This is a genomic window from Azospirillum formosense (assembly GCF_013340925.1).
GTDB lineage: Bacteria > Pseudomonadota > Alphaproteobacteria > Azospirillales > Azospirillaceae > Azospirillum > Azospirillum formosense.
The window spans coordinates 1-10051 of sequence record NZ_WHOR01000216.1 but is presented as its reverse complement, the minus strand read 5'-3'; the positions used below and the strand labels follow the sequence as shown (position 1 = coordinate 10051).

The window sequence follows — 10051 nt, the reverse complement described above, 5'->3', positions numbered from 1 at the left end:
TGTCGATCTTGCTGGTGACCTGGAAGCTGATGCGGGTCGGGAAGTTGGCCTTGATGGTGCCGGTGATGACGTCCACCGAGGGGCGCTGCGTCGCCATGATCAGGTGGATGCCGGCGGCCCGCGCCATCTGGGCCAGCCGCTGGATCGCCGCCTCGATGTCCTTGCCCGCCACCAGCATCAGGTCGGCCATCTCGTCGACGATGACCACGATGTAGGGCAGCTCCTTCAGGTCGAGCGGCTGCTCCTCGAAGATCGGCTTGCCGGTGTCGGGGTCGAAGCCGGTCTGGACGCGGCGGGTCAGCAGCTCGCCGTCGGCGCGGGCCTCGCGCAGGCGGGCGTTGTAGCCCTCGATGTTGCGCACGCCCAGCTTGGACATGTTGCGGTAGCGGTCCTCCATCTCCCGCACCGTCCATTTCAGGGCGACCACCGCCTTCTTCGGGTCGGTGACGACCGGAGTCAGCAGATGCGGGATGCCCTCATAGACCGACAGCTCCAGCATCTTGGGGTCGATCATGATGAAGCGGCAGCGGTCGGGCGGCAGCCGGTAGAGCAGCGACAGGATCATCGTGTTGATCGCCACCGACTTGCCCGAGCCCGTGGTGCCGGCGACCAGCAGGTGCGGGAAGCGGGCAAGGTCGGCCACCACCGACTGGCCGCCGATGTCCTTGCCCAGCGCCAGCAGCAGCTTGCCCGCCGTCTTGTCGAAGACGTCGCCGGCCAGCAGCTCGCGCAGCAGCACGGTCTCGCGCTTGGCGTTGGGCAGCTCGATGCCGATGACGTTGCGGCCCGGCACCACGGCGACGCGGACCGACACCGCGCTCATCGAGCGGGCGATGTCGTCGGCCAGGCCGATGACGCGGGACGACTTGGTGCCGGGGGCCGGCTCCAGCTCGTAGAGGGTGACGACCGGGCCGGGATGGACCTTCTGCACCTCGCCGCGCACGCCGAAGTCGGACAGCACGCCTTCCAGCTTCACCGCGTTCTCGCGCAGCGCCGCCTCGTCCACCTTCTCGCCGCGCACGCTGGTCGGGACGATCTGGAGCAGGTCGAGCGGCGGCAGTTCGTAGCCGTCCGCCTCCTCCAGGTTGAGGGCGGCCTGCTTGGACGGGCGCCCCTGGTCGGCGGCCTTGGTCTTGCCCCCGGCGGGCGGGGTCACCACCGGAACGGCGCGGGTCTTGGCCTCCACGCGCGGCTCCACGCTGATCGAGTCGGACAGCCGGCCGCGCGGCGCGGCGCGCAGGGTGATGGCGCCGCCGTCATCGTCGGGCGTGTCGTCGAGAGACGGGGCGACGGCTTTCTTGTCCGCGGTGGCGAGGCTGGGTTCCCGGCGCAGCAGGCCACCGGTCTGGCGGGCGGCGTTGCGCGCGGCCTCCGCGCCCTTGTCGCGCACGAAGGACACGCCGGCCCGCGCGCCCCGCCCGAGACGGGCGAGGCCGGCGGCGGTCTCGCGCAGGCTGGCCGCCCACTCGCGGATCGACAGGCCCATGGCGACGAACAGGATCAGCCCGCCGGCCACGCCGGCCACGGTGCCGACCAGGGGATTGCCGGGGCCGCCGAACAGCAGCTTGCTGACCCCGTCCAGCAGCACGATGCCGAAGCTGCCGCCGGGATGGCCGTTCAGCGGGTCCTCGCCCCCGCCGCCCATCCCGGCCAGGAACATGGCGACCAAAAGCACACCCCACACCGCCAGCACGCTGCGGAACAGCGGGTGACGGATGCTCTTCTGCAGGCTGAGCCGCCAGCCCCACATCATCGGGACCAGCGCCAGCAGATAGGCCGCCCAGCCCAGCGACTGGATCAGGACGTCGGCCAGATGGGCGCCGAACCGGCCGAACAGGTTGTGGATGTGGGTGTTCGCCGCCGGAACGGCGTTCCAGGAAGGGTCGGCCGGGTTGTAGCTGCCCAGAATGACCATCAGCACCAGACCGACCACGCCCAGCGCGAATCCCGCCAGCTCGCGCGCCCGCGCCACCACGAAGGCGCGCGTGGCGGGCGAGAAGAAGGGCGGCTTCTCCGGCCGTGCTCCGGCGGGCCGCGCTCCGGCGCTTTTGCCGCTTCCGCTGCGGGGGCTTGCGGGTCGTGCCATGGGCAGAAGGTCCTCAAGAACGTGCTGAACCGGACCCGTCCTTCGGGGCGAAAGACCGGGGTGACGTGAACCGAACCGGGTTGGGCCGAACCGGGCGGCCCTTATCCCAGGATGCGGGCGATGGTGCTGCAGGCGTGGGCGACCGTCTCGGCGTCGTTCACCAGCGCGATGCGGATGAAGGGGGCGCCGGGGTTGGCCTCGCCGGGGTTGCAGCGGGTCAGATAGGCGCCGGGCAGCACGCGGATGCCGCCCTCCGCCCACAGGCGGCGCGTCGCCTCCTCGCCGTCACCGACCTCCAGCCACAGGAAGAAGCCGCCGTCCGGCCGGTAATAGCCGTAGCGCCCCTTCAGCGCAGCCTCCGCCGCGTCGAACTTGGCGCGGTAGAGCGCGCGGTTCTCCTCGACATGCGCCTCGTCCCGCCACAGGGCGGCGCTGGCCGCCAGCACCGGCAGCGGCATCCCGGCGTTGGAGTAGCTGCGCAGACGGGTGAAGCGGGACATCAGCTCCGGATCGCCGGCCACGAAGCCCGAGCGCAGCCCGGCGGCGCTCGACCGCTTGGACAGGGAATGGAAGACCAGGATGTTCGCCCACGGCTTCCCGCCGTGATCGAGGCCCGATGCGACCTGGAGCGCGCCGACCGGCGGCTTGTCCAGGTAGATCTCGGCGTAGCACTCGTCCACCGCCAGGATGAAGCCGTAGCGGCGCGCCAGCCCGATCGCCCGCTCCAGATAGGCGGCGTCGGCCGCCGCCCCCTGCGGGTTGGCCGGGGTGCAGAGGTAGAACAGCGCCGTGCGCTCCAGCAGCTCCGGCGTCAGCGCGTCGAGGTCGGGCAGGAAGCCGGTCTCGCGGGTGGAGGGCAGGAACACCGGCTCCGCCCCCGCCAGCAGGGCCGCCCCTTCGTAGGGCGCGTAGAAGGGGTTGGGCATCAGCACCGCCGGCTGCCGGCCCGCCTTGGACGGCGGCACGGCCAGCAGGGCGAGCAGGAACAGCGCCTCGCGCGTGCCGGACACCGGCAGGACCGACTTTTCGGCGTCGAACAGCCCGTCCGGCAGGGCGTAACGGCGGGCCAGCCAAGCGCCCACCGCCTCGCGGAATTCCGGCGTGCCGCCGACCGGCGGGTATTTGCCCCACAAATGGGCGTTGGCGCGCAGCGTCTCGTCGATGATGGCCGGCGGCTGGTGCTGCGGCTCGCCCACCGACATCATGATCGGCTCGGCGTTGGCGCGCGGCGTCACCCCGGACAGCAGGGCCGCCAGCCGGGTGAAGGGGTAGTCCGACAGCCGGTCGAGCCGGTCGTTGACGAGAGCGAAGGTGCCGAGGTCCGGGAGCGACATGCCGCCGAGAATCCTTTCCATGAGGACGGCCCGAGAAGGCCAGGCCGGCCCCGAGGGGCACGGCCCGTCAGGGGCCCTTGGGGGCCTCTGCCCGATACGAAACGGAAACGATCCTACCGGCGGTGGAGTCCCGGCACAAGGGCACAAAACCGGACGAGGCCCGGTCAAGGGAAAGCATACGCCGCCCGTTCCGGCGGCCTTGGCGCCACAGTGGAAAGACTGGCGCGCCCGGCCTCAAGTCACCGGGCAGATCATCGATGCCCCGCGGCAAGAAAAAGCGGACGAGCCTTCCCCCCTGGCGGGAGGGGCTGGGCGATGACGCCCCGCCCTGTCCGCTTCCTCCAGGACGCCTCAGAGAGCTTCGGCGTTGGTCTCGCCGGTGCGGATGCGCACGGCCTGGGCGATGTCCAGCACGAAGATCTTGCCGTCGCCGATGCGGCCGGTGTTGGCGGCCTTCTGGATCGCCTCGACCACCTGCTCGTACTGGTCGTCGGACACCGCGACCTCGACCTTCACCTTGGGCAGGAAGCTCACGGAATACTCGGCGCCGCGGTAGATCTCGGTCTGACCCTTCTGGCGTCCGAAGCCCTTCACCTCGCTCACCGTCAGGCCCTGAATCCCGAGCGACGTCAGCGCCTCGCGCACTTCGTCGAGCTTGAACGGCTTGATGATGGCCATAACCAGTTTCATGTGGCTTCCCCTTGGGTATGCGTGTTTGCGGGCCCTTGCGGTCGCCCGGTCCCCCCTCGGCCGATCCCGCCGTGGCGGCGGGTTTTCCGAACGTGACTCGAGCGTGTTCGCCTCGACCATAAAAAGCAATGTCTTCAAAAATCGTGCCGGTTGCAGAATCGCCCCTTTTCAGCGGTTTTTGGCTGTTTCGCCGATCGATTGGGCAGGTCGTGCCCAAGATTTGCGCAATTCGGGGGCCGCGACGCCGCGCCGCTGGACATCCGGACCCGGCGGAACGATTGTTCGTACCCGTCTACACTGATCGAAGGGCAGCGCCATCATGACCGAATCGGGCACCACCGCAGCGCAGGAGATCACGACCGACGTCGTCGTGTTGGGCGGCGGACTGGCCGGACTCAGCATGGCGGCGGCCCTGGCCACCGCGGGCGTTCCGGTGGTCTGCATCGACCGCGACAGCCCGGACCGGCAGGCGGGGGACGATTTCGACATCCGCACCACGGCGGTCGCCTACGCCTCGATGAAGGTGCTGGAGGGGGCGGGCGTGTGGAAGCACATGGAGCCCTACGCCGGCCCGATCCTGGACATCCGGGTGGCCGACCAGTTCTCGCCCCTGTTCGTCCATTACGACCACACGGAGCTGACCTGGGACGGCAAGAATCAGCCCTTCGGCTGGATTCTCGACAACAAGGACATGCGCCGCGCCCTGTTCGCCCGCGCCAAGGAGCTGCCCGGCCTGCACCATCTGGCCCCGGCCCAGGCGGTGTCGATCGAGCGGACCCGCGCCGGCGCCACGGTGACGCTGGCCGACGGGCGGGTGGTCAAGGCGCGGCTGGTGGTCGGGGCCGACGGGCGCCGCTCGCTGGCCCGCGAGAGCGCCGGGATCAAGCTGCGCACCTGGGCCTACGACCAGACCGCGATCATCTGCACGATCCGCCATTCGGAGCCGCACAACGGCGTGGCGGTGGAGCATTTCCTGCCCAACGGCCCCTTCGCCGTGCTGCCGATGACCGGGAACCGCTCCTCCATCGTGTGGAGCGAGAAGCGGTCGCTGGTCGACATGTATCTGAAGCTGCCCGAGGACCAGTTCATCGACGAGCTGACCCGGCGGTCGGGCGGCTATCTGGGCGACATCGAGCTGGTGACCCGCCGCGACGCCTGGCCGCTGTCGGTCCTGCTGGCCGAGCGCTTCATCGCCGAGCGCGTCGCCCTGATCGGCGAAGCGGCCCACGCCATCCACCCCATCGCCGGACAGGGGCTGAACCTGGGCCTGCGCGACGTGGCGGCGCTGGCCGAGGTGATCGTGGACGCCCACCGGCTGGGGCTGGACGTCGGCTCGCCGGAGGTGCTGGCCCGCTTCCAGCGCTGGCGCCGCTTCGACACGGTGCTGCTGGCCGTGGTCTGCGACGGTCTGGTGCACCTGTTCTCGAACAACATCCCGCCGATCAAGCTGGCCCGCGACGTCGGCATGGCCGTCGTCAACCGCCTGCCGCCGCTGAAGCGCTTCTTCATGCGGCACGCGATGGGCGTGGTCGGCGAGCTGCCGCGGATGATCAAGGGGGTGCCGCTGTAAGGCGCCGCCCGCCCGTCATCCCAACCCGTATTCCGACAGCGCCTCGTACACCGCGGCCCCCTTGCCCAGGTGGCTGCGGTAGAGCGTGAAGTGGTCCACCCGGATCGGACCGGCGCGGAACATCCCGCGCTCCTCGACGAAGCGCCCGATCCGGTCCTTCGGCGCGTCCTTCAGCCGGGCGAGCGTGACGTGGGGCGAGAATTTGCGCTCCTCCGCCGGCAGGCCGCAGCGGACCAGCGCCGACTCGACCTTGGACTGGAGGTGCGACAAGGCGTCGCTGCGCTCCACCCCGGCCCAGAGGACACGGGCGTTGCGGCCGCTGCCGTACACGCCCACGCCATCCAGAACCAGATCGAAGGCCGGCGCCGCGATCTGCGCCAGCGACTCGTCGATCTCCGCCGCCTGATCCCCCGGCACCTCCCCGATGAAGCGGAGCGTCAGGTGCAGGTTGTCCGCGTCGGTCCAGCGGGCGCCGGGCACGCCGCCGCCCAGCCCCGCCAGACGCCGGCGCACATCCTCCGGAAAATCGAGGGCGACGAAGAGACGGATCATTGGCTTTCCGGAACGGTTACGGGCAGGGGTCGGGATAGCGGGCGTTGACCGCCTCGATGTCCTTCATCACCTCGTCCGACAGCGTGAGGTCCACCGCCGCGATGTTGGACTTGAGGTCCTCCATGGTCGTCGCACCGATCAGCGAGGACGCCACGAAGGGCTGCTGCAGGGTGAAGGCGATGGCCATCTGCGTCGGCGACAGGCCGTGGCGCCGGGCGACGTCCAGATACTCCTTCGTCGCCGCGTCGGCGTTGACTGTGGCGTAGCGCGACTTGCGGTGATCCAGCGCGCGGCGGGTGCCGGCGGGAACGGCGCCGTCCAGATACTTGCCGGTCAGCGTGCCGGCGGCCAGCGGCGAGTAAGCCAGAAGCCCGACATCCTCGCGCAGCGACACCTCGGCGAGACCCTGCTCGAAGGTCCGGTTGAGCAGGCTGTAGGCGTTCTGGATCGAGGCGATGCGCGGCAGGCCCTTGTCCTCCGCCAGCTTGAGGAACTGCATCACCCCCCAGGGCGACTCGTTCGACACGCCGATGTGGCGGACCTTGCCGGATTTCACCAGCTCGTCGAGCGCCGACAGAGTCTCCTCGATGGGCGTGCCGTCCTTCTCCGGCCGGTGGACGTAGTTGCGCGCGCCGAAGCGGTTGGTCGCACGGTCGGGCCAGTGGAGCTGGTACAGGTCGATGTAGTCGGTCTGGAGCCGGCGCAGGCTGGCCTCCACCGCCGCGAAGATGTTGGCGCGGTCGAGCTTGGCCTCGCCGTTGCGCACCCAGGCGAAGCCGCCGTCGGTCGCCCCGACGACCTTGCTCGCCAGGATCACCTGGTCGCGCTTGCCGGTCGCCTTGAACCAAGTGCCGATCACCTCCTCCGTACGTCCGTACGTGTCGGCGGTCGGGGGGATGGCGTACATCTCCGCCGTGTCCCAGAAATTCACGCCCTCGCCGAGCGCGTAATCCATCTGGGCGTGGCCTTCGGCCTCGCTGTTCTGGCGGCCCCAGGTCATGGTGCCCAGGCCGATGGCGCTGACCGACAGGCCGGTGCGGCCGAGCGGACGGTATTGCATTTGGTGATGGTCCTTAAAGGAACAGGGTGAGCACGCCCGTGTATCCGTACAGGCGGGCGTTGGAGATCTCGCCGCTGGCGAAGAATCCGGCCAGCGGGATGTCGCCGAAGGTCTCGCGGATCAGCGCCAGTTCCTGGCTGCCCTCGCCGAACAGGCTGGGGCCGCGGGCGATGCAGCTGACGTAGAGGGCGCCCTTCGGGGTGGTCTTCACGCGCTTCTTCAGATTGGCCAGCATGCGGCGCATGTCGGACTCGGCGCTCTGCTGGTCGCGGCGGGTGAACAGGATGGGCTGGCCGCTCTGCACATGGTGGGCGACGGCGATCCAGCCGGCGCGCGGGTCGATGGCGATCAGGTCGCGGACCAGATAGTCCGCCGTGTCGCTCCCGGCGATGGGCAGGCCGGCGAAGATGTAGCCGGACACCCGCTTGAGGTCGCGGGCCAGCAACTCGCCGATGTCCTCCTTGAAGACCTCCAGCGCCGGGCGCCCGTCGATCTCCAGGACGACGTTGTCCTCCGCCGCCGTGATGGTGCGCACCGGGCCGATGGGCGTGCAGCCCTGGCTGAGGCCGGTGGCGACCGGCACCTGCGGCGCGAACAGCACACCCGACACGCCGCCGTCGGCCACCGGCCCGCCGACCATCGTGGCGGTGTTGCCGGGGATGGTGAATTGCGGGAACTCCGACCGCGAGGCCGACAGGCCGCCGACCAGGAAGGCCCCGGTTGATTCCGCCAGCGAAACAACCAGCCCGGCCAAGTCCTGGTGGCGCGGGTCGGCGTGGGCGAGCGCCAGCATGGCGCCGTGCTTGTCCAGCCAGCCGCCGGCCATGCGGCGCAGCGGCTCCATGTCGCCCGACACCACCGGGAACAGGCGGAAGCCCTCCGGCGGCAGGCGGGCCACCATCACGGCGATGCCCGGCTTGTCGAAGATTTCCTCGTCGTTGGCGCAGACGCCGATGCCGACCGTGCCCACCCAGTCGCGGATGCCGGTGACGCCGCGCAGCAGCGTGACCATGCTCGTCGCGTGCTCGGCCAGCGCGTCGGTGATGTAGAGGAAGCCGAGGTTGCAGCCCTCCACCGCCCCGAGTTCGTCCAGGCACGCCTTGACGACGGCGCCCCATTCGGTGCCGGTGGCCGATGCGGCCTTGAAATGGGTCTCGGTGGTGGCGGTGTCGCCGGCCGGGGTCGCCATGGGTGTCAGTCTCCGCTCTTGGCGATGCCGTCCAGAAGGCGGGCGACGTGGGGCGTGATGCGCTCCACGATCACCTTCACGCCGGCCGCGTTGGGATGGATGCCGTCGGGCTGGTTCAGCGCGGCGTCGGCCGCCACGCCGTCCAGGAAGAACGGATAGAGCTGTACGTCGTACGTCTTCGCCAGATCCGGGTAGATGGCGTTGAAGCGCTCGATGTACGCGCGGCCCAGGCTGGGTGACGCGTACATGCCGGCCAGCAGCACGGGCAGCTTTTCGCCGGTCAGCCGCTTCAGGATGGCGTCGAGGTTGGCGCGCGCCGCGGCGGGGTCGAGCCCGCGCAGCATGTCGTTCGCCCCCAGCTCCACCAGCACGGCGTCCGGCTTGTCGGCTAGCGCCCAGTCGAGCCGCGACAGCCCGCCCGCCGTGGTGTCGCCGGAAACGCCGGCGTTGACGACCGTCACGTCGTAGCCCTTAGCCCGCAGCGCCGCCTGCAACTGGGGAGTGAAGGACTGCGCTTCGGGAAGGCCATAGCCGGCGGTCAGGCTGTCGCCGAGCGCCAGCAGGGTGTAAGGCCCTTTCCCCGCACCGCTTTGGGCGAGTGCCGGGGCGGTCATGCCGATTCCCGCGCCGATTGCCGCAACAGCGGCGAGAGCGGCCAGCCCCGACCGAAGGAGGGCCGTGTTGAAATGGCGGCGCACCATGCCATATGGCGTGAGGTTTTCCCGCCCATTTCCCCGCCCGTTCCAGAGACGCATGCCAATGTCCCGACCCGATTCCGTTGAGTCCACCATCGTCGATCTCGACGAGGTGCATCTGAGATTGGACAGCGCGGCCGGACCCGTCAACATCCTGAGAGGCTTGAATCTCCGCATCCAGTCCGGTGAACGGGTCGGCGTGGTCGGCCCGTCGGGCTCCGGCAAATCGACCATGATGATGGTCATGGCCGGGCTGGAACGCCCCACGGGCGGGACCGTGCGTGTCGCCGGGAAGGATCTGGACCGGCTGGATGAGGACGGGCTTGCGCGCTTCCGCCGCGACCATGTGGGGATCGTCTTCCAGGCTTTCCACCTCGTGCCGACGATGACCGCGCTGGAGAACGTCGCCATCCCCCTGGAGTTCGCCGGGGCCGCCGACGCCTTCGACCGCGCGCGCTCCGGGCTGGAGGCGGTCGGGCTGGGCCACCGGCTGAGCCATTATCCGGGCCAGCTCTCCGGCGGCGAGCAGCAGCGCGTCGCCCTGGCCCGCGCCTTCGTCGCCGAACCGTCGCTGCTGCTGGCCGACGAGCCGACCGGCAACCTGGATATCGGCACCGGCGCCACCATCGTGGAGCTGCTGTTCGACCTCGCCGAGCGGCGGGGCACGACGCTGGTGCTGATCACCCACGACCCGTCCCTGGCCGACCGCTGCGACCGGACCGTGCGCCTGATGGACGGGCGCATCGTCGACGACGGCACGGCCGCCCGCGCCGAACGCGAGCGCGTGGCGGGGGACTGAGCGTCCTTTGAGGGAGTGGTCGCGTCGCGCCCCCCTCCCGACCTCCCCCCGCTTCGCAGGGGGAGGAGATAAAGCC

At 70.1% G+C, this 10051-nt stretch carries 9 protein-coding genes; 2 read left to right on the top strand and 7 right to left on the bottom strand.

Annotated elements, in window-relative coordinates:
• The 3 genes from GBZ26_RS22125 to glnK all read right to left on the bottom strand — a co-directional run.
• Positions 1-2086 (bottom strand): DNA translocase FtsK (locus GBZ26_RS22125; protein WP_174440707.1); only part of this gene is annotated, 2086 nt, incomplete at its 3' end.
• A gap of 101 nt (positions 2087-2187) precedes the next feature.
• On the bottom strand, positions 2188-3420 hold the full coding sequence (locus GBZ26_RS22120) for an aminotransferase class I/II-fold pyridoxal phosphate-dependent enzyme (RefSeq protein WP_246653517.1): 1233 nt from the start codon (positions 3418-3420) through the stop codon (positions 2188-2190).
• Positions 3421-3771: 351 nt separating this feature from the next.
• On the bottom strand, positions 3772-4110 hold the full coding sequence (gene glnK / locus GBZ26_RS22115; protein ID WP_149165486.1) for a P-II family nitrogen regulator: 339 nt from the start codon (positions 4108-4110) through the stop codon (positions 3772-3774).
• 319 nt (positions 4111-4429) lie between these two features.
• Between glnK and GBZ26_RS22110 the strand changes: the two genes are divergently transcribed.
• Entirely contained in the window at positions 4430-5680 is a 1251-nt protein-coding gene (locus GBZ26_RS22110) for a UbiH/UbiF/VisC/COQ6 family ubiquinone biosynthesis hydroxylase (protein WP_038530025.1), read from the top strand.
• A gap of 15 nt (positions 5681-5695) precedes the next feature.
• Here the strand turns inward: GBZ26_RS22110 and thpR are convergent, their stop codons facing one another.
• Genes thpR through GBZ26_RS22090 form a run of 4 tightly spaced genes read right to left on the bottom strand, consistent with a single transcriptional unit; the run spans position 5696 to position 9095 of the window.
• Positions 5696-6232 carry an RNA 2',3'-cyclic phosphodiesterase gene (gene thpR / locus GBZ26_RS22105; protein ID WP_174440705.1) on the bottom strand — a complete coding sequence of 179 codons (537 nt, stop codon included), beginning with the start codon at positions 6230-6232 and terminating at the stop codon, positions 5696-5698.
• A 16-nt stretch (positions 6233-6248) separates the two neighbouring features.
• Complete coding sequence (locus GBZ26_RS22100) at positions 6249-7292, bottom strand: NADP(H)-dependent aldo-keto reductase (protein ID WP_174440704.1); 1044 nt, start codon at positions 7290-7292, stop codon at positions 6249-6251.
• Between the two features lie 13 nt (positions 7293-7305).
• Positions 7306-8481 carry an FIST signal transduction protein gene (locus GBZ26_RS22095; RefSeq protein ID WP_174440703.1) on the bottom strand — a complete coding sequence of 392 codons (1176 nt, stop codon included), beginning with the start codon at positions 8479-8481 and terminating at the stop codon, positions 7306-7308.
• A gap of 5 nt (positions 8482-8486) precedes the next feature.
• Entirely contained in the window at positions 8487-9095 is a 609-nt protein-coding gene (locus tag GBZ26_RS22090) for an arylesterase (protein ID WP_246653515.1), read from the bottom strand.
• Positions 9096-9240: 145 nt separating this feature from the next.
• Between GBZ26_RS22090 and GBZ26_RS22085 the strand changes: the two genes are divergently transcribed.
• Positions 9241-9975, top strand: coding sequence for an ABC transporter ATP-binding protein (locus GBZ26_RS22085; RefSeq protein WP_174440702.1), 735 nt, complete (start codon positions 9241-9243; stop codon positions 9973-9975).
• Positions 9976-10051: the final 76 nt, after the last annotated feature.